Here is a 25516-nt window from a genome sequence, read left to right on the forward strand (position 1 = left end):
TGCCCTCCTAACATTTGTACGCCGGAAGTACTGTATCCGGATAGATTTCGGTTGGATAGTTTCCTGTAAAGCATGCTTTGCAAATACCATGGGTCATCTTGTCGTTATCTCCGACGATGCAATCCTCCAGACCTTCAACCGTCAGGAAAGACAGGGAATCTGCTTCAATCAGCTCACGCATTTCCTCGATGCTGTGATTGGCAGCAATCAGCTCAGAGGTCGTGGACGTATCGATTCCGTAGAAACAAGGATTCTGAATCGGCGGGGATGCGATACGCACATGCACTTCCGTCGCCCCGGCTTCCTTCAGCATCCTGACAATCCGTTTGCTTGTGGTGCCGCGTACGATGGAATCATCGACCATGACAACGCGTTTGCCTTCGACGATCCCGCGGACCGCTGACAGCTTCATTTTCACACCCTGCTCACGCAGCTCCTGTGAAGGCTGGATGAAGGTGCGGCCTACATAGCGATTTTTGATCAAACCAAGCTCATAAGGAATGCCGGTTGCTTCCGAGAATCCGATAGCAGCCGAAATACTGGAATCCGGCACACCGGTCACGACATCGGCATCGATCGGTGCTTCCTGCGCCAGGACTTTCCCCATTTTCTTACGGGATGCATGGACATTCTGTCCGTTCAAATTGGAATCGGGACGGGAGAAGTATACATATTCCATCGAACAAAGCGACCGTTCCAGCATGGAAGAAAAACGCTGTGTATGAAGACCCGCATCGCTGATCGTAATCAACTCACCAGGCTCCACTTCGCGCACATATTCAGCTCCTGTCACATCGAAGGCACATGTTTCAGAGGAAACGACCCAAGCATCACCAAGGCGCCCAAGCGACAATGGTCGCAATCCCTTGGGATCGACAGCAACAAACAGCTGTGTTTCGGTAAGGATCGTCAGGCTGTAAGCACCTTTGACCATGCTAAGCGCCGATTTGATCGCATCTTCCAATTCTATCTGTCCGCTGCGTTTGATCAGATGGGCAATCACCTCTGTATCAGATGATGTTTGCAGGATGCTGCCCTGTGCTTCCAGCTGCTGCTTCAGTCCGTATGCATTGACGAGATTTCCGTTATGGGCGATGGCCAGGCTATCCTTTTGGGAACGGAACAGCAATGGCTGTACGTTCTCATAGCCGCCGCCCCCTGCTGTAGCATACCGGACATGACCGATGGCCGCATTGCCGTTCAGCTTGTTGAATTGGCCTTCAGAAAACACTTCATTGATCAGACCGATCCCTTTGTGCAAATGAAGATTTTCCCTGTCGGTCGTGACGATGCCGGCTCCCTCCTGCCCGCGGTGCTGCAGGGCGTGAAGGCCATAGTACGTCACTTCTGCCGCTTTTTCATGTCCCCAAATCGCAAAGACGCCGCATTCCTCATTCAAGCCTTTGATTTCAGCAAGCATGGGATAGCTCCTTTCCAAAGTGCTTCTAGTGTCGGTACAGTTTCTGAGATGATGGTCTGTCCGTCATGCTTGATGACAAGCCCTGCTTCTTCTGTCACCGCGCCGATCTGCTTCGCACTTGGCACTGCCTGTTCGAAGGCTGCCTGATTTTCCGGAGAAACCGTCAAAAGGAAGCGGGATTGCGACTCGCTGAAGAGCGCTGCAGTTGCATCGCCGCCGATTGTCACATCAGCTCCAAGCCCTGTACCGAACAAGCTTTCCGCCAGCGCCACACCGAGGCCGCCTTCTGCAAGGTCATGGGCAGACGCAACCAATCCTTGTTGGATGCTGGTTAACACTGCCTGCTGATTGCCGGCTTCCACATCAAGATCGATTACAGGTGCCTTGCCAAAGTAGCGACCTTCCAGGACATTCTGCAGCTCACTGCCGCCGAATTCCGCTTTTGTTTCGCCCAATAGATAAATGGCATCGCCAGATTGCTTGAATTGGCTTGTCGTCACATGCGCCAGGTTCTCGACCAATCCGACCATCCCGACAACCGGTGTCGGGAAGATCGCCTGCTGGTTGGACTCATTGTAAAGGGACACGTTTCCGCTGATAACTGGTGTTTCCAATGCCAGGCATGCCGCACTCATACCATCGACGCTCTTCTCCATTTGCCAGAAATTCTCTGGTTTATCCGGGTTGCCGAAGTTCAAGCCATCTGTCAGCGCAAGCGGCTTGGCACCAGAGCTGACGATATTGCGGGCTGCTTCCGCCACGGCAATCTTGCCGCCTGTTTCGGGATCCAAATAGATATAACGGGAGTTGCAATCCGTTGTCATCGCAATTGCTTTCTCTGTCCCGCGCACACGAACGATAGCCGCGTCACTTCCAGGCGCCACTACTGTGCTAGCGCCAACCATGGAATCATATTGGTCATAAACCCATTCCTTGCTGGCGATTGTCGGCTGCTGCAAAAGCTGTTTCAATGCAGCAGCATGATCTTCCACAGCGGGCTTGTAGTCGATTGTCTGGAATTCTGTATAATAATCCGGGACTTTGGAGTCCTTGTAATATACCGGTGCATCCTCAGCCAAGCTGTCGACCGGGATATCTGCTGCCACCTCCCCGTGATGCAGGAGACGGAAACGTTTATCATCCGTCACGGTTCCGACTGCGACAGCCTGCAGTCCGTATTTTTCGAATACATCGATGATGCCCTGCTCCTGGCCTTTCTTCACGACAAGCAGCATACGCTCCTGAGACTCTGACAGCATCAGTTCATAAGGCGTCATATGCTGTTCACGCTGCGGCACGAGGTCAAGGTTCATTTCCATTCCCATGCCCGCTTTACTTGCCATTTCACTCGCACTTGATGTCAAACCAGCCGCACCCATGTCCTGGATACCGACAAGCGCCTCATGCTGAATCACTTCCAGGCATGCTTCGATGAGAAGCTTTTCCATGAATGGATCGCCGACCTGTACAGAAGGGCGCTTCGATTCGGATTCTTCGCTAAGGTCTTCCGATGCAAATGTCGCACCGTGGATACCATCACGGCCAGTTGGTGCACCAGCGTAGATAACCGTATTGCCGACACCGGCAGCGATACCTTTTTGGATGTCCTTCTGGTCGATCAAACCGACACACATGGCATTGACTAGCGGGTTGCCTTCGTAACTATCATCGAATTGGATTTCGCCTCCGACAGTCGGTACGCCGACACAGTTACCGTAACCGGCGATGCCGTGAACCACTTCTTCCAGCAAATATTTCACGCGCGGCGTCGTCAAGTTGCCAAAGCGCAAGGAATTCAATAAAGCGATCGGACGGGCACCCATGGAGAAGACATCACGGATGATGCCGCCGACCCCTGTGGCTGCACCTTGATAAGGCTCGACAGCCGATGGGTGGTTATGACTTTCCACTTTGAATACGACTGCTTTGTCATCGCCGATATCGACGATTCCGGCACCTTCACCAGGTCCCTGCAGCACATGCGGCCCCTTCGTCGGGAACTTGCGCAATAATGGCTTGGATGTCTTGTAGCTGCAATGCTCCGACCACATGACGGAGAAAATGCCTGTTTCCGTGAAATTCGGAAGCCTGCCGAGGATGTTTTTGACGGATTGGAATTCTTCATCCGTCAGACCCATATCCCGATACAGACGGTCCTGTTCGATTTTTTCCGGACTGATTTCAGCTTGTTGTAACATACATTTCCCTCCAGTGATGTAGTACGGATCGGAACATCGCCAGCCCATCGCTCGAGCCGAGCAAATCCTCGACCGCCCGTTCAGGATGCGGCATCATGCCCAGCACATTGCCTGCTTTATTGACGATTCCGGCAATATCGGCCCGGGAACCGTTCGGATTGTTCTTGTAAGTGAAAACAATCTGATTATTTTGCTTCAACTCTTCCAATGTCGCATCGTCGCAATAATAATTCCCTTCTCCGTGAGCAATCGGAATTTGAATTTCCTGCCCTTTTTCATAGCCGGTTGTGAAAATCGTATCATCCCTTTCCACAACAAGCGTTTCATAATGGCACATGAATTTCAGCTTCTCGTTGCGCAGCATTGCACCTGGCAGCAAGCCTGTTTCCAATAGGATCTGGAAGCCATTGCACACACCAAGGACAGGAGTGCCCGCTTCTGCCTTTTGTTTGATTTGGTTCAGAACATCGGATACAGACGCGATTGCGCCGGAACGCAGGTAGTCACCATAGCTGAATCCTCCCGGAAGCAAAATGGCATCATAGTCTGCCAGATTGGCAGATTCATACCATACAAGATCTACTTCTTCTCCCAAGCCATCACGGACAGCATGATACATATCACGGTCACAGTTGGAACCCGGAAAAACGATGACAGCAAATTTCACGAGCGTATACCCTCCTCGACTGTATAGCTGTATTCTTCCATGACAGGATTGGCAAGCAGCTTATCGCACATCCGCTGTACTTCCAATGCCACATCAGCTTCATCCGGCAGCGTCATTTCGATGTATTTGCCGACTCGTGTGTCCGCCACATCCGGGAATCCATTTGCCTGCAATGCTTCCTGTACAGCCTTACCTTGCGGGTCGAGGACCCCTTCTTTCAGCGTGATGAAGATTTTTACCTTTTTCATTTTGCTGCCTCCAGTCGATTTAAGATTGCATCATATACGTCGATCAAGTCACCCAGGTCTTCCCGGAACACATCCTTGTCCATCTTGCCGCCATTCTCCTTATCCCAAAGCCGGCATGTATCCGGGGAGATTTCATCGGAAAGGAGGATGGAGCCATCTTGGTCACGGCCGAATTCCAGCTTGAAATCGACCAGCTGCAGACCGACTCTGTCAAAGAATGCCTGCAGATGCTGGTTGACCTCCAAAGCCGCTTGCTTGATGAAAGCGAGCTCCTCTTCATTCAGATCCGTCAGGAGCAATGCATGCGCATCATTGATGATCGGATCATCCAAACTGTCATCCTTATAGTAAAGCTCTGTCAAAACGGGCTGGAAAACGGTCTTCTCCGGAATACCGAGTCTTCTCGTAATGCTGCCTGCTGCAACATTCCGAACGACCACTTCGAGCGGTACGATCGTCGTCTTCTTCACCAGCTGCTCAGTCTCGCTGAGCGGCTTGATGAAATGCGAGGAAATGCCCTGCTCCTGCAAGTATTCGAAAATATGGGTCGAGATAAGATTGTTGTAGCGGCCTTTTCCTTCGAAGCTTGCTTTCTTCTTGCCATTGAATGCTGTTGCATCATTTTTATAAGACAGCACGAGCTCCTGCTCTTTTTCTGCTGATTGAAATACTTGCTTGGCTTTTCCTTCGTACAGCAATTTACCTTTCACGTTCTCCACCCCGTTTGTCAAAGTATTATTCTAGTCCGATTTTATGGAAAATCTGATCCACGTTTTTCAAGTGATACGTATAGTCGAAGCAGTCATCGATTTCTTCCTGGCTCAGGAATGCCGAGATTTCTGTTTCTGCTTCGATAAGATGCTTGAACTGTGTTTCTGTTTCCCAGGCTTCCATGGCCTTCGGCTGGACGATATCGTATGCTTGCTCACGGCTCATGCCTTTGTCGATCAGCGCAAGCAATACACGCTGAGAGAAAATGACGCCATATGTGCGGTCGATATTACGCTTCATGTTTTCCGGGAAGACAGTCAGGTTCTTCACGATATTCGAGAAACGATGGAGCATATAATCCAGCGCGATTGTCGCATCTGGCAAGATGACGCGCTCGGCAGATGAATGGGAAATATCGCGTTCATGCCAAAGTGCCACGTTTTCGTAAGCGGTGATCATATGGCCGCGGATCAAACGCGACATACCGACCATGTTTTCGGATCCGATCGGATTACGTTTATGCGGCATCGCAGAGGAACCTTTTTGACCTTTTGCAAAGAATTCTTCCACTTCGCGTGTTTCTGTTTTTTGGAGTCCGCGGATTTCTGTCGCGAATTTCTCGATGCTGGTTGCAATCAGCGCCAATGTGCTCATATATTGGGCGTGGCGGTCACGCTGCAATGTTTGTGTGGATACCGGTGCCGGCTTTAAGCCTAGCTTTTTCGTCACATATTTCTCTACATATGGATCGATGTTTGCATATGTACCAACCGCGCCGGAAAGCTTTCCATACTGGATTGTTTCGGCAGCAGCATCGAAACGCTCCAGGTTCCGTTTCATCTCTTCATACCATAGCGCCATTTTCAAACCGAAAGTTGTCGGTTCGGCGTGGACACCATGTGTGCGGCCCATCATGACGGTATGCTTATGCTCCTTTGCTTTTGCTTCCAGGATATCGATGAAATCGACGATACCTTTGCGGATGATTTTGTTCGCTTGCAGCAAGAGATAAGATAAAGCTGTATCCACTACATCGGTGGAAGTCAGGCCGTAATGCACCCATTTGCGTTCTTCGCCCAATGTCTCGGATACTGCACGCGTGAAGGCCACCACATCGTGACGTGTTTCTTTTTCAATCTCCAGAATGCGGTTGATATCGAAGGACGCGTTTTCACGCAATGCCTTCACATCGGATTCGGGAATGACACCTAAATCACTCCATGCTTCACATGCCAGGATTTCGACTTCAAGCCATGCCTGATATTTATTTTCATCCGTCCAGATTTTGCCCATTTCTTCTCTTGTATAACGTTCAATCATGCATTGTTTCCTCCTAGTGATCGTGTAAAGGCGTCGGTTTCATCCAGTAAGGATTTCCTTGACGTTCCAACCATCGTAAAATGTCCCATTTTCCGTTTCGGCTTGGCTTCCTGCTTGCCATAATCATGAATGTGGGCAAGCGGTCTGTCAGGATGCCCCCAATACTGGTCCAGCGCTTCTCCTAATAAATTTATCATAACGGCAGCCCCGATAAAATGGACCGGCAAAAGAGGCAGTCCGCAGATGGCGCGGATATGCTGCTCGAATTGCGAAACCGTACAAGCTTCAATCGTATAATGCCCCGAATTATGCGGTCTTGGCGCCACCTCATTCATATACAGTTCATTGCCTGATACAAACATCTCGACGGTGAAGGTCCCGACAACACCGGCGGCTTCAGCCAGCTTACCGGCAGCGATGCGTGCTTGCTCCGCCACTTCGTCCGCGACAGCAGCCGGAGCAATGGTCCGATATAGAATATGATCCCGATGTTCATTTTCCGCTACCGGGAAATAGGTTATTTGCCCATCTTGCCCCCTCGTCAGGACAATCGATATTTCCTTATCGAAGGTGAGCCAGGCTTCCATGATACAGCGGCCGTTCTGCCGGACGAATTCCGCAGCTTCTTTCAAGTCTTCCTTCGTATTCAGTTTTAGCTGTCCCTTGCCGTCATATCCGCCGCGGCAGGTTTTTACGACAGCTGGGAAACCGATCTCCCTGATGCTTGCCAACAATTCCTTTTCGTCCGTTACGATTGCAAAAGGCGCCACCGGAAGATCCAGTTCTTTCATCAGGTTCTTTTCATTCGCACGATCTCCGCTGATTTCCAGAAGAAGCGAGCCCTGCGGGAGTTTCCCGACTTCCTCCAAAAGCTTCGCAGCTCCCAGATCGACATTCTCGAATTCATAGGTGACGACATCGCTTAAGCTTTCCAATTTTCGGATAGCGTCCCGATCATCATAGGCCGCTTCGATATGCAAGTCCGCCACTTGCGCAGCCGGACAATCAGGCGTTGGATCAAGGACGATGATGCGGTATCCCATATGCTTGGCTGCTGTTGCCATCATACGGCCAAGCTGACCGCCGCCAAGTATGCCGATGGTGATGATATTATTTGGTCGCAAGCTGATCCCTCATTTCTGCCACTTGTTCTTTCATCCCTTGCTGATAAGCTGTCAGGCGCTCGGCAATCGCGCTGTCATGGATGCCAAGCATTTGCGCTGCCAGGATACCGGCATTTTTGGCGCCGGCTTTCCCGATTGCCACCGTAGCCACCGGAACACCCCCTGGCATCTGGACGATTGATAATAAGGAATCCATCCCGTCCAGTGCCTTTGTCTGTACCGGGACACCGATCACGGGCAATGTCGTCTTGCTGGCAACCATTCCGGGCAAATGAGCTGCACCGCCTGCACCGGCAATGATCACCTTCAATCCTCTATCCCTGGCACTTGATGCATATTCAAACATATCCTCCGGTGTCCGGTGAGCTGAGATCACTTCTTTTTCATAAGGGATATCCAGCTCTTCCAGCAGCTTGCACGCATGCTCCATCGTTTCCCAATCAGAGATGCTGCCCATGATGATTCCAATCTCCGCCATCTTATCCCTCTTTCCTATTTTTTCCCGTAAAAAAAGCCTATTCACCCTCCCGCTAAATGAGAGAAGACGAATAGGCATACGGGTGTCGTAGGCTCATAATCATGCAGTCCATCTTCCCTCATAGTCCGCTATTTACGGTAGCAGGTAGAGACTTCCGGACCATATTTCCGGAAATATATGAGGTACGATCTATAAGCACAGCTACGTGCTATGATGTCAAAACTAGCCGTGTCTTTCATGCATGTTTATGATAACAATTCTGACACACATCGTCAATGAAAAAATCGAACGATGATTATTTTGTTATATTTAATGTTCGGTTTTTAGTAATTTTGTATCAAAGCTTACTTTCTTTCCGACCGGCTCTATCCTTTTACTGCCGTTCTCGACCGTTTCCCGGAAGATGGGCTCTTCCACTTTCCGGACTGGCAGATAACCCTCTGCTTTGATACGTGCAAGACAAGCATCGATCGTCTCATTCTCACCGAGCTCAAAACGTTTCTTTGCCGGCTTCTTTTCTTTTGGCATTGCGGATACGCTCCCTTTTTACGCTTTTCACCCAGAAACCGCCAAAAATCTGCCGCGGCTCATAGGCAATGATAAAGGCCTTCGGATCGATTCCCTTTATATCTTCGTATAGCTTCAATTCAAATTTACGCGGGGTCAGGATCTGCATCGCAAGGCGGTCCCCATCCATTCCATAGGCGAACCAGCTTGTGACGCCATAGCCCTTCTCACGGAGTTTTCTCGTAAAATCGATGCTTGGATCAGAAGATATGACATTGACGGTGATATAGCCAAGTGCCAGCTTTTCCTCTATTTTTGAACCGAGGACGACACCGATCCCAAAGCCAAGTGCATAGGCGATCAGGTTCTGAATTTGATCCAAATTGTCCAGGACCAGCCCGAGACCAATCGTATAGATCGTAATCTCAAAAACACTGACGAAGGCCGCAATATAGCGTCTCCCTTTTAATGTCAGGATGACCCGCAAGGTATTGAGGCTCACATAAACAATATTGACGACAAAGATGATCAATACCATGACGATTGGTATCTCCAGCAACTAGATTCCTCCTTCTTGCTCGTAAAAATTGCTGCTTTTGCAGTATCAATAGCCGTACTGCTTGCGTTTTCTCCTCCTGATCAAATGAATCAGTATCGCAATCAGGATGATCACTGCCATGATACCGGCCACTGCTGTGATGGCCGGGAATTTATCCGCCCTGGCAGCAGCGATTGCAAAATACGCCCAGACGAATACGAGCGGATAAATACTATCACGGAATATATGCATAACGCCAATTGTCAGGATTGCACCTGCAAGAAGCAAAATGATTGTCCAAACTTCACCTGATAAAAGCCAGCCTCCTACATTATCCACCCCAAGAGACACAAATAGAATACCGACATTCAACATGGTAGCGACGGAAACCCAGCCGATATAGATGGAGAACGGAAACAAATCGAATTTCCGGCGATCGGATGAAGTCGATATTGTTTGGTACAGGATTACCAAAGAGATGAGCAGCGCTGCCATCGGGATGATGGAGAGACTGAAGAGCTCATAATGGAAGCAGAATATCCAAGCAATATTAAAGATACAGCTGGCAATGAATGTCCCTGCAGCTTTTGCATACCATTCCGTTTCCCGTGTGGATCGCAGAAATAAACGTATCACCCAAATCAGGACGAATAAATAGATGACACTCCAAATACTGAATGCATAGCCTGCCGGCTGGAACAATACGTCCAGCTGGTCGGATAATTGCTGCGTAGTCTTTCCGCCAAGAGGCAAGGCATTGGACAGATAATTGACGGCGATTGTTGCAATATAAGCCAGTAAGCTGAACCAAGCCAGCTTCACTGAACGATTACTCATGTAAATTCCTCCTCCTCGCCCGCTTGACAGACGATCATGGTCACTCGTAAGTATAATACAATTATACCCGACAGCGCCGCAATCAACGCACAAAGGTAAAATCCGACCATAAAACTGTATTTTTCGCCCATATAAAAAGCCGCCCCGATCGGAGCGGCTTCCAGTCAAGCCAAAAAGATGAAGTATAGCAGGAATACGACGAACAGGAACCACATGACTGGGTGGACTTCCTTCACGCGCCCTTTGACAAGCAAAGTAAGCGGGTAGAAGATGAATCCAATCGCAATACCGGTAGCGATGCTGCCAGTCAGCGGCATCATGAGAATCGTGAAGAAAGCTGGGACAGCGAATTCAATTTTATCCCACTCGATATCCTTCAAGGAAGAGCACATCAGTACGCCGACGACAATCAAGGCCGGTGCCGTCACTTCATTGGTGATGATGGACAGCAGCGGGCTGAAGAATAATGCCAAAAGGAAGCAAATCGCAGTGACAACTGCTGTGAAGCCTGATCTTCCGCCTGCACCGACACCAGTTGTCGATTCGACATACGCGGTAGTATTGGAAGTACCTAAAACGGCACCCGCAACTGTCGCACCAGAATCGGCAAGCAATGCCTGTCCGGGATTGGGCAATTTACCATCCTTCATCAAGCCGGCCTTCGTAGCAACAGCAACCAATGTGCCTGCTGTGTCAAAGAAATCGACGAATAGGAATGTCAAGATGACAGTCAGCATTTGGATGGTGAAGATATCACCAAAGTGCGCAAAGGCAGCCCCGAATGTTGGTGCAAGACTCGGCACACTTCCGACGACATCCCCGACTGCTGTCGGAGGATCAATCAAGCCGACAATCATACCAGCTACCGCTGTAATGATCATTCCGATGAAGATTGCGGCACGGAATCCTATCACCAAAAGAATTGCCGTAACAAAGATACCAAAGATGGCCAGCAGGGCCGGACCGCTGTGGATATCCCCAAGGGCCACGACCGTATCCTCGCTCATCACTACGAGATTAGCGTTTTTCAAGCCGATGAAAGCGATGAAGAGTCCGATACCGGCCCCTACTGCCAATTTCAAAGTCGGCGGAATGGCGTTGATCAAAAGCTCACGCAAACCAGAAAGGGAAAGAATCATGAAAATCACACCGGAAGCAAATACGCCTGCCAATGCAGTTTGCCATGGAATTCCGTAAGTAAGTACAACTGTGAAGGCGAAGAATGCATTCAATCCCATGCCAGGAGCAAGCGCTATCGGCAATTTTGCAAAGACACCCATGATCAGGGTCCCGATTGCAGAAGCGATTGCTGTAGCAGTGAAAATTGCGCCGGCATCCATACGGCCGCCATTTATTGCGCTGTCGGGCACTCCCTGGAGAGTCAGCACATTCGGATTGACGAACAGGATGTACGCCATCGACAAGAATGTCGTGATACCGGCGATTATCTCGGTGCGGTAAGATGTGTTCAATTCGTCAAAACGGAAAAAACGTTTCATAACTTGTTACTCCTCCTGTTTCTTCGATTGGGCAGGATAAGCTTTCAAATAAAAAACACTTCTGCCTGAAGCAAGAAGCGTTTCCTATCTACACCACATCTGCGTATGTAACCCAGATTGAAATGTCAGCGTAGTCAGGTTAATGACGGTAACCTGGTAGAAACTTATGGGCCATATTCCCAAAATTATACGAAGACGAAAAATATATAGTATCAATACTCTTTCACTATAAAAGCATTTTGCACGCTTCGTCAATGTTTTTTCGGAAAATGAACCTAATAATAGTGTTAGAAATCGTTTCCATTTCATTCAGCTGATGGTGGATCGCACTTTTTCTGCATTGTGTTCTTCGAAATAGGATTGAATGACAGCATGATCGGAATGCGGCACCGCTTCCCCTCTGACAAATTGGGCACCATTGATCTGGCCGCCTGTAAGCAGGACCATGTCACCTTCTTGACTGAGATCGAGTGCAAGACGGATACCTTCCGTTCTCGTCCGTGCTGTCGACACATTATTCACTTCATCGGAAAACCCTTTGCAGACTGCAGCAATGATGGTGTCGGGATCATGAAACCCAGGGTGATCCACGGACACGACAATTTCATCTGCCCGTCCCTCGACTGTCTGTGCCATTTTAGGCATTTTCCCGAAATCACGAATGCCGACCCCCAAGATCATGACGATCAAACGACGATGCGGAATCGTGTTCACGGCGTCCAATAGCTGATCCAATGCCGCCGGTGTATGGGCATAATCGAGAATGATCTTTCTATTACCGTACTGCTCCATCACCTCAAAACGCCCTTCTGGACTTTCGATTGCAGCTAAAACATCCACAATCGCCTGCAAATCGAATCCGAGCTGGATTGCCGTCCCGACAGCCGCAAGCAGATTGGCAACATTATACTTCCCATAAATCGGTGCGTGAACCGCATAGCATTCCCCATCAGCATGAAGATCGAATTGTGTGCCATGCCTGTCCGTCCTCAGGTTCCGTGCGATTAAATCAGCTCCGCTGTGCCTGTCGAGGCTATAGGTCAATATCTTCCCCTCAAACATATCCAGGATATCGCGTGACATCTCATCATCGAGGTTCACGATTGCACAAGCTGCCTGCTGGAAAAGCATCAGCTTTGCACGCTTATATTTATCCATCGTTTTATGGAATTCCAAATGCTCAGGCGATAGATTTGTATGAATGGCCACATCGAATGTCATCGCTGCAGTACGTTTCTGCTCCAAGGCAATCGATGTCGCCTCCATGACAACGGCCTTTTCCCCGACTGATTTCAGCTGTCTGAAAAGGGCATGCAAATCCGCGGATTCCGGCGTGGTGGGTGTGCTTTTGGAAAACTCCAGTCTTTCCTTTGATGTAAATATGCCGCATGTGCCAATGGAAGTGGTCGCAAACTGGAGCTGATTCAGCAGCGAACGGACGTATGCGGCTACGGTCGTCTTCCCATTGGTGCCAGTGACAGCGATGGTCACAAGTTTCTTCCAAGCTTCCCCTGATAACAGGACTGCCATCTGCGCCATCGCCAGCCTGGCATCCTCCACTGCAAGGAATGTACAATCCTCATGCTCGCGATAAAAGGATTTCAGCAAATCTTCATCTGTGCCGACGATGATGGAAGCACCCTTTGCAATGGCATCCTCGATAAAGGCATGCCCATCATGATTTTCTCCCTTTACACAAATGAAAACATCATTCTTGTTCACATGACGGGAATCAAATCGGACAATATTGGCTATTGTACTGGAAGCACCGTAAATCCGTTTAAATTCCACTTTATGCTGTTTCATCAAATTGATAATCATGGCTACCCCCTGTATTTCCGCTCCAAGTGTTTTCTTCTTTTACCCTGAAGATGCAGCGGTTATACAGTCATCATGGAAATCATGATTCGGGAACTAGGTTATTCCAGATTAAACCATTGATTACCTGGTTTATCCACATTATAATGTAAACATGCTACATCAAAGGTGTTGACGTAAAGTGAAGAAATCTTTTATCGGCAGCCGTGTCCTGAAGACGGGGATTGCTGTGTTTTTTACAGCACTAGTTTGTGAAGTATTTAACATAACACCGGCATTTGCAGTCATCGCGGCCATCGTAACGATTGAGCCGACGATCCATGCCTCTATCCAAAAAGGTCTGATACGTCTGCCAGCCAGTATGGTCGGAGCAGGGTTCTCCGTCCTTTCGATCCATTTATTCGGTGCTTCTCCGCTGACCTACACGGCAGCGGCTTTTTTAACGATTTTGGTCTGCTATAAACTGAAGCTGCATGCGGGCTTGATTGTTGCAACGATTACAGCAGTGGCCATGATCGATGTGGAGCATACGAGCCTTTGGGCTGATTTCTGGTCCCGTCTGGGCGGGAGCATCATCGGAATCATCATTTCCACACTCGTGAATATGCTCATCTTTCCGCCTGACTACTTAAAGAAATCACGTTCACAGCTGGACGTGGTCATCACACATACCAATCAGCTGTTACAAGCATTCGTGGATTCGAGAATCAAGCAAACTGGAGTGGACCAGCCGATTCAAAGCCTGACAGGATCCTTTCGCCGACTGACCGAGGAACGACTACTGCTGGAGCAGTACATAGAGCAGCAGGAGCGGGAAATGCGTTATCATTTTCCGAACTCGAAAGCGAAAGCACTGTTGGATGAAGAGTCCGCTTTCGCTGAGAAATTGAAGCTTATCCATTATCATCTTTGGAATCTGATCCATGCTGGCCGAAGCGGCAAACCGCTGCATTGGAGTCCGAATCAGCGCCATCGTTTCATCGAAGCTGCAGAAGCTGTCCAGCTGAATCTGCAGCATTGGACGAAAGATGGCAGTCCGACAGACGGAAGGCAGTTCCGGGAATTGTTCAAGCTGTTCTGGAGCATAGACATGCCGAAAAATCCTGAGCACGGATACTTCCCGATTGAAAGCATCTACTTGTATGAGCTGCTGTCCATCCATCAGCTCATCGAGAACCAGCAATCCGAAAAACACCATATGCTTACACAAAAAGAGGCCATGCCATCTGATTGATGGCATGGCCTCTTGGTATATTGGGATAATTTCAATATGTATCCAAGGAATTGATATACTGAATAGCAAGCAATTTTGCTTACGTACTTCTATGAATCATCTCTTCACGATCGGGTACTCCAGCCAAGAACCATCTTTCTTCTTTTCGTAGCCAGAGTATGATTTTTTATTAGCATCATACTTTAATAAAGGAATGATGTTACTTTTCACGGTTTCCCCATCTATATAAAAATGACTCGATTTATCCCAAAAAACTCTTCCCAGATAACTTTTGTCATCCGCAACCTCTGCAGTCGATACATGACCCGCAATGATATCTTTCATGAAAATACCTGTTTCTGCAGGATATTTCCAAAAGAATTCATTCGTCCTCGTTGCTTGCTTCCAATGTTCTTCCTCACAGATGCCGGCATGAACATATATTTGATTTTCGGTTTCGTAATACGGAAGCCGTCTATTTTTTTCAGAGAGCCAATTCAACAGCCCTCCATGCTTCTCTTTTAGCATTTGTACCATATAGTGACTTATTTCATAGTAAGAGCCTTTTGTCATCACTGGCTGTTTTTCCATCATTTCAAACTGTTCTCCGGAAAAGAAGCTTTTGATCGTAAATAAGTTAAAATCGTGTGCAAGCCATTTTGACTTATCGTCCAGTGTTGTATACCAGTCAATGAACATTTTTTCATGGTTGCCCAATAATGTGATAACTTGTTTTGGATACTTTTCCTCCAAATGTTTGATATGGTAAAGCACCTGGCAGCTGTCTGCACCGCCATCAACATAATCTCCCAAAAGTATCAATTTATTTTCCTCACCGGCATCCAAATCAACTAAATGCAGCGTATCCATCATTGCTTCGTAACATCCATGAATGTCACTCATTGCATATAGCTTTGTCACTTGCACTCCCCCTTCATAAAAAAACAAGCCTATTTTATAGATTCTCCTTTAAAAAGAACTCTGTAAAATAGGCTTTGATTTCAGTATATATTATTTGGGCTTTTTATTCCCACTCAATAGTCGCAGGCGGCTTGCTTGTAATGTCATACACGACGCGGTTCACATGATTCACTTCGTTGACGAAACGTACAGAAATACGTTCCAACACATCCCAAGGGATACGTGCCCAGTCGGATGTCATACCGTCGATGGAAGTTACGGCACGGATGCCAAGCGTGTAGTCATACGTACGGGCATCGCCCATCACGCCGACGCTCTTGAAGCCTGGAAGTACAGTGAAGTACTGCCAAATGTCTCGATCAAGACCAGCTTTTGCGATTTCCTCTTGCAGGATAGCATCGGATTCACGTACAATTTCAAGCTTCTCTTCCGTGATTTCACCGATTACACGGATTGCCAGACCTGGTCCCGGGAAAGGCTGGCGATGCACGATTGCATCCGGCAAGCCAAGCTGTGTTCCAAGCTCACGTACTTCATCCTTGAACAATGTTTTCAGCGGCTCGATCAATTCAAACTGCATGTCTTCAGGCAGTCCGCCCACATTGTGGTGGGATTTGATCGTCTGTGCCGTTTCCGTCCCGCTCTCCACGATATCCGTATAAAGCGTGCCTTGTGCAAGGAAGTCCATGTTTTCAAGCTTGGAAGCTTCATCATCAAATACATAGATGAATTCATTACCGATGATTTTCCGTTTTTGCTCCGGATCGGAAACACCTTCCAGCTTACTTAGGAAACGATCCTGTGCATGCACGGCAATCAGGTTGATTTTGAATTCATCACGGAAAGTTTTCTCGACCATTGCACCTTCATTTTTACGCAGCAAACCGTGATCGACGAAGATACAAGTCAGCTGATCGCCGATTGCTTTATGGATAAGGGCAGCTACTACAGAGGAGTCCACTCCGCCGCTCAATGCACATAGTACATTGCGATCACCGACTTGCTGACGGATTTTTTCGGTCTCCATCTCGATGAAGTTTTCCATTGTCCAATCCGCTTTTGCATGACAGACGTCAAAAACGAACTGCTTGAGCAAATGATTGCCGTACTCGGAATGACGTACTTCAGGATGGTACTGCACACCGTAAAGATTGCGCTCTTTATTGCTGATTGCCGCAACTGGGGTGGACGGGCTTGTTGCATCTACGCTGAAGCCTGGTGCTGGGTCCAATACTTTATCGCCATGACTCATCCAAACAAGCTGTTTTTCCGGTGAGTCTTTGTAAATGACGGAAGGGTTTGTCAGCGTGATTTCCGCGCGGCCGTATTCCCGGCTGTCAGCACGCTGGACATTTCCGCCGAAATGCTGTGTCATCAGCTGCATACCGTAACAGATTCCCAATACCGGGATGCCAAGTTCGAAGATTTCTTCATCACAGCGGAAGCTGTTTTCATCATATACACTATGCGGTCCGCCGGAAAGGATGATTCCTTTCGGGTTCATCTTACGGATCTCATCTGCTGTCAGCTTGTGGGAATGCAGTTCGCTGTATACACCGAACTCCCGGATCCTTCTTGTGATCAATTGATTGTACTGGCTGCCAAAGTCCAGTACCAATATCATATCTGTATCGATATCCAAAGTCTGTCCACTCCTTCTTTGTTCTCTAGATATAAGCAGGTCGGGTGCAAGCACCACATTTTACCTTTATCACGTCATGAAAAAAACAGAAGCTGAATCCGCGCCGTGTTTCAAGGCGGAATCCAGCAAAGTAACGTAGTCGGCTCAAGCCTTCAATGGATGTCGGCAGCAGCTTGCCGCGTCTATCTGAAGGTGCTTATTGCCTCTTATTCTATCAATGTGCCTAAAATGGGTCAAGATGTCGCTTGTTTAATTAAATTTTCCCACAATTCGACAGCGTTTATCCACGCCTGGGCACTTTTTTCGTTCCGATATAATATTCGTTCATATTCGGCGGTCAGCTCGGACATATGCTTATTGCCGAACTCTTTATCGATGATCTGTGCATATTCTCTCAGCGTTTGACTCGGAGGACGGCTGAAACCTTTATGCGACAGCAGGCGCAGCAAATAACGATAAGCCTTTCCGAATGTTTCCTCGGACTGCTCCTTTCGATATTTCCGTACGTAATAGGCAGTCAGCCATCTATAACGAGTCAGATATAGGATAATTGCCAAAAGCAGCACCACGATGGACGGAATGATCCAATACAGCGGATGAAAATCAGAGGAAGCAGCCGTCCGATTATCCTGCACAGGCGCTTCTTCCTGCTCCTCCGGCTGTTCTGGAGCCGGCTCTGGATCCTCCTGTTCAGGCGTTTCTGGTTCTGTTTCCGGCGTTTCACTTGCAGTCTCCTCCTCACTGACGAATTCCGCAGGGTTAGTGAACCCTTGTGTCGGCTCAAACGGAACCCAGCCTGTATCCGGGAAATATACTTCCACCCAGGAATGAGCATTGGCATTTGTGACCATATAGGTTGTCATGCCATCAGGAGTGGTGAAATTCGGATTGGACGCAGCCTGTCCCTCGGTAAAGCCTTTCACCCAGCGGGCGGGAATATCCGCAGCCCGCAGGAGGACGACCATCGCAGATGAGAAGTTATCGCAATATCCGATTTTACTTTCGAATAGGAACTGATCGACATAATCCTGATCCTCTTCCGGGACCGGGATATCCTGCGTCCGGTATTGGAAGCCATTCTGGTTGAAATATTGCTCGACAGCTTTTGCCTTATCATAACGTGTATCGCCGGCAGCAGTGATTTCATCTGCCAAATCACGTACGCGCTCCGGCAAATTTTCAGGCAGCTGGGTATAGCGGTAATGGGTATTCGCATCATCCATCCCGGAATCATTGCGCAGGTCCTCGAGATTATATTGCGGTTCCTCGAATGCTATTGTGTAATTTTCCTCTGGATATTGAGCCCGATTGAACGTCTCCACGACACCGAAATCGGGATCCACCGCAGCAGCAACCGGGTCGCTGAAGAATGTCTGCACGCCGTAAGGATACACAAGCCTGTCCAGCACTTGATTGGGGCTCGGAAGAATGACGGCTTCCCGAGCCTCTGTCGCTACATTCCCGGTGTAAAGATCGATGCCGACCGGTTCCCCGCTCTGGAAATTTTCTGGTTCCGCTTCCCTTGAACGTTCCCAGCCTTTTCCTGTATACACATCTTTACTATCCACCCTCCAATAACCACTGGCTTCTGTCGATGCCCAGAACGCGATTGTGTTATCTTGTTCGAATGGACCGCCCAGTCGGGAATCATCCTCCCCGTACCCGACTTTTTTGATACCGCCTTCCCCTTCCTTTTCCTCGTTGCTATTTGACATGGTCTGGATGAATGGAACTGGATCTGCCCATTGCGGCGGCAGTTTCGGCGCTGCATATCCAACTGCTGCCGAAACTGCAAGTATGACCAGGAGCGGGACGGTCCACAGCAGCAATTGCTTTGGAAACTGTTTCTTTTCCCCTCCCTGATAAAGCCTCGCAAACGCAGAGATACCCATCGCAAAAAAGCTGATCAGAAAGACACGGACGACGGCTTCGCTGCCATCGTATGGTGTGAAAGTATCCAGTATCCCAATATAAAGGAATGTCATGATGATGAAGAAGAAAATACGGTTGGCAACGATGAACCAGTAATAAAGCAGATAGCTCATCAGCCATAGCAGGATCAAAAACAGCAAGGTCCTGAAAAACGGCGTAAGCGATGCAAATTCGCCAGTAAACAGCAATTGCAGATTTGCAGGGAGTTCTGTCCGGATGAACGATAGCCAGCCCCCCGCAATCAGGTTTTCTTCCATCACGGATACTTGCAGGACGATCATCAAAGCGGCAAGCTTCAGCACGAAACGTAGCCACCAGGGCATCCTGATAGCTGACAGTATGAAACAGCTCGCAGTGAAAAGGATGAAGATCGGCAAATTGCCTGTATCGCTGATCTCATCCAATGGCCGGAGCCATTCCCAGAACAAGAGGAACCCGCATACATATATCACATAGCGGATCCATAGCATCGGCCGGGCTCTCTTACGCATTACGCTGCACCTCCGTTCGGGCAGTTTTTTGTACGGGATGGATATCCATCTGATGACCAAGCTGGCGGACTCCCTGCAAAAGGTTTTTCTCCTTTGTTCCAAGTTCCGCATGAGAGCAGATGTATAAAACCGTCAATACATAGCCGGTTTGTCTTAGCTTGCGCAGCAATGGCAGATCCCTGCTATCCAGATCGGTTGTCACATAGTAAACAGTCGAGCCCTTCGGCTGCTTGGACAGCTCTGCCGCCAATGCATGGAGATGCGGCCGCCCCACTTCCCGGCTCACGGTAGTCAAATAGTGCTGCACGCGCTGCAGCTGGGCGCTGCCCATTGTTGCCGGCAGCCATTTAGCGTCATGGCCGAGGCTCATGAAGCCGACTTGTTCATTTCTTTTTTTCAGCTTCCGATAGACAGAAAAGGCAATGACAACTGCATATTCAAAGAGATCTTCGGCCTGCCGACCCACTCTTCTGTCCAATGCGACAAGCACGTCCGCGCTCTTTTCCTGCTCGAATTCCTTCGTCATCATATCCTGCTTCCTTGCTGATGCTTTCCAGTCGATCCAGCTGAATCGGTCTCCCGGCGTGTACTCCCGGATTCCAGAAACGACGCTCGTCTGCTTCGAACGCGGTGCATACGCAATAGCCGCCCCTTCCTCAAACACACTATTCGGATTGCCGACTGTCATCTCCCTTTCAGCTGGATAGACATGAAGCTGCTGACTGATATCGAATACCGCTTCTTTTTCGATCAGCTGAAATGGATCACCAGTACGCAGACGAATCTGATGGAAGCTGTGCTCCCCCCGAGGGAGCCTGTCCAGGACATATTGGATACGCAGATGTCTGCGGAAGCCCGGAAACAGGATATGCTGCTTTAGCTGCCTCGATTCAGCAGCCCGCAATGTTCCATCCGGTCTGCTCATTTTCAGCAAAGTCTTGTCAAATAAATCTTCAATTTGTAAATACACAAGCGGAAATGGCAAACCTCGAGACAGTGTGATTTCGACAGTCACTTCCCCGCCGCTTTTGACATAGTACTTGGAGAACGACCTTTCCACCCTCCAGCCGTCAAGGGGGTATGCCAGCACAAGCAGCACATATAACAAAATAGGTACGTAAGCATAAAACAAGAACCAGCTGACAAAGCCACCTTGAAACATGCTGTAACAAAACAGGATGATGGCCAGCAAAAAAATGCTCACCAGCTTAAAGGCAAAGCGCAGCTTATCTTTCATGTACGGATTCCTTCTCCACTGGTACATCCACTGCCTCGATCAGCCGCTGGACAAGCATCTCTGGCGTCAAGCCATCGTAACGCGCTTCCGAACGCAGCAAAATCCGATGGCCAAGCACGAATGGAGCCAATGTCTGTACGTCATCAGGAATGCAATAGTCGCGGTCATGGATGAATGCATACGCTTTGGCTGCCCGCATCATTGCAATGGACCCGCGGGGGCTAAGCCCTACATAAACATCGGGATGCCTGCGCGATATTTGTGCCAAATCCACAATATACTGCTGTATCTGCGGATCGACATACACATTTGCCGCGGCCTCCTGCATGCTTATCAGATCAGCTTTTGTCATGACGGATTCCACGGCGCTTATTGGGTGCTTGGTTCCGACAGCATCCAGCATCTGCATTTCTTCCTGGGCATTCGGATATCCCATCCGGATTTTCAGGAGGAAGCGATCCAACTGTGCTTCCGGCAGCGGATAAGTGCCTTCATAGTCGACTGGATTCTGGGTCGCCATGACAAAGAATGGATCAGCCAGCGGCAGGGCATTGCCCTCCACCGTGACATTCTTTTCCTCCATGGCCTCCAGCAAAGCAGATTGCGTCTTGGGAGACGTACGATTGATCTCATCGGCAAGCACGATATTCCCCAGGATGGGCCCGGGACGGAATTCGAACTCCAGCGTTTTCGGGTTATAAATCGAAACCCCCGTCACATCAGAGGGCAAGAGATCCGGCGTGAACTGGATTCGTTTGAAGTCACAATCGACAGAACGGGCAAGAGAGCGGACCAGCATCGTCTTGCCGACACCAGGGACATCCTCCAATAGGACATGACCGCCGGCAAGCAACGCTGTCAGGCTAAGCACAACCGGCTCTTCTTTCCCGATGATCACTTTATTGATATTCTCTATGATCCGAGCCACTGCAGGATGATAGATTGATAGTTTGGTCATACGAGCATTCCCTTCAAAATGGATTCGACAGAAAATTTTGGATAAGTGTTCCTTTTATGTTACCTGCCATACCGGTCATGCCGCAAGCTATTTACTTGTAAATTTATTGGAACGAAAAAGGAAGGTACACGGCTGTGCACCTTCCTTGATGTTCAGGATTGACGGGCTTTTTTGGGTTTGGCTTCCTGCCATTTGAATATCTTGTTAAGGAAATGGAAGATATGCTTGGATTCCTTTGTCAACAATGGACCTAGGATCGCCAGGATGAGCACGTACAAAGCAGAGAACGGCTGCAGTACGCCCATGAGTCCGCCGGCCATTCCTAGATTGGCCATGATGATGGAGAACTCACCCCGGGAGACGATGGTCAGACCGATATTCGTCGATGCTTTATGTGACAGGCCTGCCCGGCGCCCGGCAATCATACCAGCGACGAAGTTACCGATGATCGTGATGGCAACAGCTCCAAGTGCAAGCCAGACAGCGTCACCGAGTGTCGTTGGATCGATGCTCAGTCCGAAGCTGAAGAAGAAGATGGCCCCGAAGAAATCACGGAATGGAACGACCATATGCTCGATTCGTTCACCTTGATCGGTCTCAGAGAATACAAGTCCGAGTAAGAGGGCGCCGATTGCTTCGGCAACGTGGATGGTTTCCGAGAAGCCGGCAATAAAGAATAGTGCTGCAAAAATGACGATGATAAATACCTCATTAGAGGAGATGCGTAGAAGCTTGCTTATAAGAGGTGCCGCTTTTCGTGCGATGACGAAGAACAGCAGCATATAACCGAGTGCAATCAGAATGGATAGGATCGTTCCTCCCAAGGAATTGGAGTCTCCTAAAACCAAACCTGATACCGTGGATAAATAGACAGCGAGGAAAATGTCCTCAAACATTATGATACCCAGAATCAGTTCTGTTTCCGTATTGCCGGTGCGACGCAGATCGACAAGCACCTTCGCGACAATGGCACTGGAGCTTATCGTGATGATCCCTGCGATGATCAATGTCTCCTTGATCGGAAAGCCCAGTACAAAAGGATACAGGAATCCGAGTGCAAAGTTGATACCGATATAGATACTGCCGCCTAAAACGATGTTTTTACCTGATTTGATCAGTTTCCCGATGGAGAATTCGAGCCCCAGATAGAACAGAAGGAACAGGACACCTATCCGTCCGAGGAAGGCAATGATATCCTCACTGTGGACAAACTGGAGATTGATGATGCCAAAACTGGGTGCATGCGGTCCGACCAGCATCCCGATGATGATGAGGAACGGGATGATGGAGAAGTTTAACTTGTTGGCAAGGATGGCTGCGATTGCGACCAAGACAAGCGCAGTTCCTACTTCGAAGACTAAATGGTCCATAGCCTATCCCCTTTCTTTCAAGAATAATTCACTGCTGGCACGTTTGATATCTGCGCGCTCGCCGGAAATGACGATGGTGTCACCGCTTTTGAATATCGAATCGACACCAGGATTCAACTGTTTGGATCGATCTTTGCGAATGATCCCGATGATGTTGATATTATAGTTCTGGCGTATACCGATTTCACCGATTGTCTTTCCGATGATCGGTGCATTCGGTCCGAGCCTGAACCATTCGACCACAAGGTCATCAAAAGCGACTTCAATCGTTTCCACCGCTTTCGGCTTATAGGTCATGCCGCCGATGATGGAAGCGAGCTGTCTTGCCTCGGAGTCGGTGAATGTCACACCGGAGATGCTTTCATCCAAATCCTCATCATCGTAATGATAAACTTCCCGACGGCCATCATCATGGATGATCACGACAACTTTATCGTCATTTTCCGTCATAAGTTCGAACTTTCTCCCGATACCCGGCAAATCTGATTCACGGATATTCATATCAGATACCTCCTATTACAATTGTTTTGCTTTGCGGACGACTTCCTTGAACTTACTATCACTTAGTATTTCCTGCAGATCGTGGATCGAATCAAGATCCGCCTTCGCCATGAACACGATTCCGCCTTCTTCGACGAATGCTACATGTTCTCCTTCCTTGACGTTCAGGACATCCCGGATGTGTTTTGGAACGGTGATCTGCCCTTTTGAACTAAGCTTTGCTAATTCCATGATTTCGCCCTTCTTTCAAGTATTCCTTACATTCTTTACTTTCCTTACAAACTAAGTGTACTATATATCCAGTTCCGATGCAAAGGGCGCGCTTCATTTCCGGTAATTTTCGGCCTGCACAGTTCAATGACCTGTCACAAACAAGCACAGTCATTTTTCCAATTTTCACTAGTCAATCCGCCGCCCTTCTTTTATAATGAATAAGAACACATGTTCCATTCATCAGATTCATACTAGGAGGACGAACACCACGATGCAATTTCGATACGCATATACTGCAGGTAAGGAAGCAGTTGTCCGGCATAGTCTGGAGCGAAGCATTTCCGATTATGTAAAGGAAACAATTCCGGATGCACATCGACTCTATTCCAAGAAGACCTCTTACACCAATAAAGGGCAAGTCCGGCAGGATTGGCGCAACATCATCGATAAGAACGGGCAGGAAATCAATCAAATCTATATCGAGATGTATAAGGAACTGCTGGATGATGCCTCCTATTATGTAGCGGATGTCGAATTGACAAAATAAAAAAACGATGCGGAAAAATTTCCGCATCGTCTATTATTCATTGATAATAACCCTCGAGGCCCTTCACAATTCCTGAAGCAGCTTTTTCCTGATAACTATCAGTCGCCAAGTTGGCTGCTTCTGCCGAATTGGTGAGGTAACCAATCTCGGCTAATATGGCTGGTGAATTGGTGTTGCGCAGGACGCTGAAATCAGCAGCCTGCGTCCCCCGGTCCACCGAACCCAGCTGGGAGGTCAGGTTCTCCTGTACCGTCGAAGCAAGCTGCACACTCGTATCGCCATCAGGATAATAATATACTTCCGTTCCATTGACGAATTCTTCGGAAGTAGCGTTCAGGTGGATACTGACGAACATGGAAGCATTTGCTGCATTTGACATCGCTGCCCTTGTTTCCAAAGCAACGAATGTATCATCATCACGTGTCATGATCACATTCGCCCCCAAGTTCTCAAGCTGCGCTTGTGTTTTCAATGCAATGGACAGGACGACTGACTTTTCATAGAAGTAATCACCAATTGCCCCGCTATCCTTCCCTCCATGACCTGCATCGATCACAATCGTTTTCCCCTTTAACGGCGAAAGGCTGTAAGATGCTTCGCTCTCGGTCGTCGAAATATAATCCATGCTCACATAACCTGTTATACCGTTGTGCTCTATCTGTGCCCAGTTATTTTCGATGGAAAGGATCGAAACGGCATCTCCGTTATATAAACTGTCCACAACTTCAGCTGACATATCCGGATTCGACCTGACATTCAGCGAGGTAGCAACCTGGACATAGCCTTTGGTCGTATCGGAAGACTGGGAAGCCTGCTGTACATCAGCTTCTGATGCTCCCGTGTCTTGGGCACCGCTGACAAATACCATACTTATGTATCCTTCTTGCCCATAATAATCTATCTTACCCCAATCATGACTGACTTCCTTGATTTCCACAGCTTGCCCGCCTTGGAGTTTGCCAATCACTTCTGCATCATCTGCAGGTTCCGCCCTTACATTGAGAGATGTCGATACATCGATTGTTCCGCTTTCCGCATAGCTCGTCACCGGTAAAAATACAACAACTGCTATAAGTGCAATAAGGACGGCCAACAATGAGCGATGCGTCAGATGTTTTTCTAGCAT

General features: G+C 48.6%; 24 protein-coding genes and 2 riboswitches. Of the genes, 2 read left to right on the forward strand and 22 right to left on the reverse strand.

Annotated features, from left to right (window positions below; all coding sequences use genetic code 11):
* Positions 1-7 precede the first annotated feature (7 nt).
* From purF to CHH53_RS05025, 13 genes are all read right to left on the reverse strand, one after another.
* On the reverse strand, positions 8-1420 hold the full coding sequence (gene purF / locus CHH53_RS04965; RefSeq protein ID WP_095215019.1) for an amidophosphoribosyltransferase: 1413 nt from the start codon (positions 1418-1420) through the stop codon (positions 8-10).
* Entirely contained in the window at positions 1396-3618 is a 2223-nt protein-coding gene (gene purL / locus CHH53_RS04970) for a phosphoribosylformylglycinamidine synthase subunit PurL (protein ID WP_095215020.1), read from the reverse strand. Before purL ends, purF begins: the two co-directional genes overlap by 25 nt.
* Positions 3602-4285 carry a phosphoribosylformylglycinamidine synthase subunit PurQ gene (purQ, locus tag CHH53_RS04975; RefSeq protein WP_095215021.1) on the reverse strand — a complete coding sequence of 228 codons (684 nt, stop codon included), beginning with the start codon at positions 4283-4285 and terminating at the stop codon, positions 3602-3604. Before purQ ends, purL begins: the two co-directional genes overlap by 17 nt.
* Complete coding sequence (gene purS / locus CHH53_RS04980) at positions 4282-4533, reverse strand: phosphoribosylformylglycinamidine synthase subunit PurS (RefSeq protein ID WP_095215022.1); 252 nt, start codon at positions 4531-4533, stop codon at positions 4282-4284. Before purS ends, purQ begins: the two co-directional genes overlap by 4 nt.
* Positions 4530-5243, reverse strand: a complete 714-nt coding sequence (gene purC, locus CHH53_RS04985; RefSeq protein ID WP_095215023.1) for a phosphoribosylaminoimidazolesuccinocarboxamide synthase — start codon at positions 5241-5243, stop codon at positions 4530-4532. Before purC ends, purS begins: the two co-directional genes overlap by 4 nt.
* A gap of 25 nt (positions 5244-5268) precedes the next feature.
* Complete coding sequence (purB, locus tag CHH53_RS04990; RefSeq protein WP_095215024.1) at positions 5269-6564, reverse strand: adenylosuccinate lyase; 1296 nt, start codon at positions 6562-6564, stop codon at positions 5269-5271.
* Positions 6561-7688, reverse strand: a complete 1128-nt coding sequence (purK, locus tag CHH53_RS04995; RefSeq protein ID WP_095215025.1) for a 5-(carboxyamino)imidazole ribonucleotide synthase — start codon at positions 7686-7688, stop codon at positions 6561-6563. The genes purB and purK overlap by 4 nt, the downstream gene beginning before the upstream one ends.
* The gene (purE, locus tag CHH53_RS05000; protein WP_095215026.1) at positions 7675-8166 is read right to left on the reverse strand and encodes a 5-(carboxyamino)imidazole ribonucleotide mutase; all 492 of its coding nucleotides are present in this window, start codon (positions 8164-8166) and stop codon (positions 7675-7677) included. The genes purK and purE overlap by 14 nt, the downstream gene beginning before the upstream one ends.
* A 101-nt stretch (positions 8167-8267) precedes the next feature.
* A riboswitch (purine riboswitch) is annotated at positions 8268-8367 on the reverse strand.
* 108 nt (positions 8368-8475) lie between these two features.
* On the reverse strand, positions 8476-8694 hold the full coding sequence (locus CHH53_RS05005; protein WP_095215027.1) for an NETI motif-containing protein: 219 nt from the start codon (positions 8692-8694) through the stop codon (positions 8476-8478).
* Positions 8657-9211, reverse strand: coding sequence for a DUF2179 domain-containing protein (locus tag CHH53_RS05010; RefSeq protein ID WP_369819862.1), 555 nt, complete (start codon positions 9209-9211; stop codon positions 8657-8659). Before CHH53_RS05010 ends, CHH53_RS05005 begins: the two co-directional genes overlap by 38 nt.
* 66 nt (positions 9212-9277) lie before the next feature.
* Complete coding sequence (locus CHH53_RS05015; RefSeq protein ID WP_095215029.1) at positions 9278-10048, reverse strand: tryptophan-rich sensory protein; 771 nt, start codon at positions 10046-10048, stop codon at positions 9278-9280.
* Positions 10049-10212: 164 nt separating this feature from the next.
* Positions 10213-11547 (reverse strand): NCS2 family permease, encoded by a 1335-nt coding sequence (locus tag CHH53_RS05020; RefSeq protein ID WP_095215030.1) that lies wholly within the window; start codon positions 11545-11547, stop codon positions 10213-10215.
* Positions 11548-11658: 111 nt separating this feature from the next.
* Positions 11659-11760: riboswitch (purine riboswitch) on the reverse strand.
* A gap of 96 nt (positions 11761-11856) precedes the next feature.
* Positions 11857-13368 (reverse strand): UDP-N-acetylmuramoyl-L-alanyl-D-glutamate--2,6-diaminopimelate ligase, encoded by a 1512-nt coding sequence (locus tag CHH53_RS05025; RefSeq protein WP_095215031.1) that lies wholly within the window; start codon positions 13366-13368, stop codon positions 11857-11859.
* Positions 13369-13546: 178 nt separating this feature from the next.
* On the opposite strand from CHH53_RS05025, the gene CHH53_RS05030 reads away from it, so the two are divergent.
* Positions 13547-14599: an FUSC family protein gene (locus tag CHH53_RS05030; RefSeq protein ID WP_095215032.1), complete on the forward strand. Its 1053-nt coding sequence runs from the start codon at positions 13547-13549 to the stop codon at positions 14597-14599.
* Between the two features lie 96 nt (positions 14600-14695).
* Here CHH53_RS05030 and CHH53_RS05035 read toward each other — a convergent pair whose 3' ends face one another.
* The 8 genes from CHH53_RS05035 to CHH53_RS05070 form a co-directional block, all read right to left on the reverse strand.
* Positions 14696-15499 carry a metallophosphoesterase gene (locus CHH53_RS05035; RefSeq protein ID WP_095215033.1) on the reverse strand — a complete coding sequence of 268 codons (804 nt, stop codon included), beginning with the start codon at positions 15497-15499 and terminating at the stop codon, positions 14696-14698.
* A 103-nt stretch (positions 15500-15602) separates the two neighbouring features.
* Positions 15603-17123 (reverse strand): glutamine-hydrolyzing GMP synthase, encoded by a 1521-nt coding sequence (guaA, locus tag CHH53_RS05040; RefSeq protein ID WP_095215146.1) that lies wholly within the window; start codon positions 17121-17123, stop codon positions 15603-15605.
* A gap of 251 nt (positions 17124-17374) precedes the next feature.
* A complete protein-coding gene (locus tag CHH53_RS05045; RefSeq protein ID WP_158221487.1) occupies positions 17375-19564 on the reverse strand; it encodes a transglutaminase TgpA family protein in 2190 nt (729 codons plus the stop codon).
* Positions 19557-20801, reverse strand: a complete 1245-nt coding sequence (locus tag CHH53_RS05050; RefSeq protein WP_158221488.1) for a DUF58 domain-containing protein — start codon at positions 20799-20801, stop codon at positions 19557-19559. Before CHH53_RS05050 ends, CHH53_RS05045 begins: the two co-directional genes overlap by 8 nt.
* A complete protein-coding gene (locus tag CHH53_RS05055) occupies positions 20791-21759 on the reverse strand; it encodes an AAA family ATPase (protein WP_095215036.1) in 969 nt (322 codons plus the stop codon). Before CHH53_RS05055 ends, CHH53_RS05050 begins: the two co-directional genes overlap by 11 nt.
* A 152-nt stretch (positions 21760-21911) precedes the next feature.
* A complete protein-coding gene (locus tag CHH53_RS05060; RefSeq protein ID WP_095215037.1) occupies positions 21912-23129 on the reverse strand; it encodes a cation:proton antiporter in 1218 nt (405 codons plus the stop codon).
* 3 nt (positions 23130-23132) lie between these two features.
* Positions 23133-23630, reverse strand: coding sequence for a cation:proton antiporter regulatory subunit (locus tag CHH53_RS05065; RefSeq protein ID WP_095215038.1), 498 nt, complete (start codon positions 23628-23630; stop codon positions 23133-23135).
* Between the two features lie 15 nt (positions 23631-23645).
* A complete protein-coding gene (locus tag CHH53_RS05070) occupies positions 23646-23861 on the reverse strand; it encodes an AbrB/MazE/SpoVT family DNA-binding domain-containing protein (protein ID WP_095215039.1) in 216 nt (71 codons plus the stop codon).
* 253 nt (positions 23862-24114) lie between these two features.
* Between CHH53_RS05070 and CHH53_RS05075 the strand changes: the two genes are divergently transcribed.
* Entirely contained in the window at positions 24115-24390 is a 276-nt protein-coding gene (locus CHH53_RS05075) for a hypothetical protein (RefSeq protein ID WP_095215040.1), read from the forward strand.
* Between the two features lie 37 nt (positions 24391-24427).
* Here CHH53_RS05075 and CHH53_RS05080 read toward each other — a convergent pair whose 3' ends face one another.
* Positions 24428-25516: an N-acetylmuramoyl-L-alanine amidase family protein gene (locus CHH53_RS05080; protein WP_158221489.1), complete on the reverse strand. Its 1089-nt coding sequence runs from the start codon at positions 25514-25516 to the stop codon at positions 24428-24430.

The organism is Terribacillus sp. 7520-G, from assembly GCF_002271665.1.
Taxonomy (GTDB): Bacteria; Bacillota; Bacilli; order Bacillales; family Amphibacillaceae; genus Terribacillus.

Bases quoted from the DNA above. Each gene is read 5' to 3' on its own strand.
- purF (WP_095215019.1), bottom strand. From the start codon at position 1,420: ATGCTTGCTGAAATCAAAGGCTTGAATGAGGAATGCGGCGTCTTTGCG.
- purL (WP_095215020.1), bottom strand. From the start codon at position 3,618: ATGTTACAACAAGCTGAAATCAGTCCGGAAAAAATCGAACAGGACCGT.
- purS (WP_095215022.1), bottom strand. From the start codon at position 4,533: ATGAAAAAGGTAAAAATCTTCATCACGCTGAAAGAAGGGGTCCTCGAC.
- purB (WP_095215024.1), bottom strand. From the start codon at position 6,564: ATGATTGAACGTTATACAAGAGAAGAAATGGGCAAAATCTGGACGGAT.
- purE (WP_095215026.1), bottom strand. From the start codon at position 8,166: ATGGCGGAGATTGGAATCATCATGGGCAGCATCTCTGATTGGGAAACG.
- CHH53_RS05005 (WP_095215027.1), bottom strand. From the start codon at position 8,694: ATGCCAAAAGAAAAGAAGCCGGCAAAGAAACGTTTTGAGCTCGGTGAG.
- CHH53_RS05010 (WP_369819862.1), bottom strand. From the start codon at position 9,211: ATGGTATTGATCATCTTTGTCGTCAATATTGTTTATGTGAGCCTCAAT.
- CHH53_RS05015 (WP_095215029.1), bottom strand. From the start codon at position 10,048: ATGAGTAATCGTTCAGTGAAGCTGGCTTGGTTCAGCTTACTGGCTTAT.
- CHH53_RS05020 (WP_095215030.1), bottom strand. From the start codon at position 11,547: ATGAAACGTTTTTTCCGTTTTGACGAATTGAACACATCTTACCGCACC.
- CHH53_RS05025 (WP_095215031.1), bottom strand. From the start codon at position 13,368: ATGATTATCAATTTGATGAAACAGCATAAAGTGGAATTTAAACGGATT.
- guaA (WP_095215146.1), bottom strand. From the start codon at position 17,123: ATGATATTGGTACTGGACTTTGGCAGCCAGTACAATCAATTGATCACA.
- CHH53_RS05045 (WP_158221487.1), bottom strand. From the start codon at position 19,564: ATGCGTAAGAGAGCCCGGCCGATGCTATGGATCCGCTATGTGATATAT.
- CHH53_RS05050 (WP_158221488.1), bottom strand. From the start codon at position 20,801: ATGAAAGATAAGCTGCGCTTTGCCTTTAAGCTGGTGAGCATTTTTTTG.
- CHH53_RS05055 (WP_095215036.1), bottom strand. From the start codon at position 21,759: ATGACCAAACTATCAATCTATCATCCTGCAGTGGCTCGGATCATAGAG.
- CHH53_RS05060 (WP_095215037.1), bottom strand. From the start codon at position 23,129: ATGGACCATTTAGTCTTCGAAGTAGGAACTGCGCTTGTCTTGGTCGCA.
- CHH53_RS05065 (WP_095215038.1), bottom strand. From the start codon at position 23,630: ATGAATATCCGTGAATCAGATTTGCCGGGTATCGGGAGAAAGTTCGAA.
- CHH53_RS05070 (WP_095215039.1), bottom strand. From the start codon at position 23,861: ATGGAATTAGCAAAGCTTAGTTCAAAAGGGCAGATCACCGTTCCAAAA.
- CHH53_RS05075 (WP_095215040.1), top strand. From the start codon at position 24,115: ATGCAATTTCGATACGCATATACTGCAGGTAAGGAAGCAGTTGTCCGG.
- CHH53_RS05080 (WP_158221489.1), bottom strand. From the start codon at position 25,516: ATGCTAGAAAAACATCTGACGCATCGCTCATTGTTGGCCGTCCTTATT.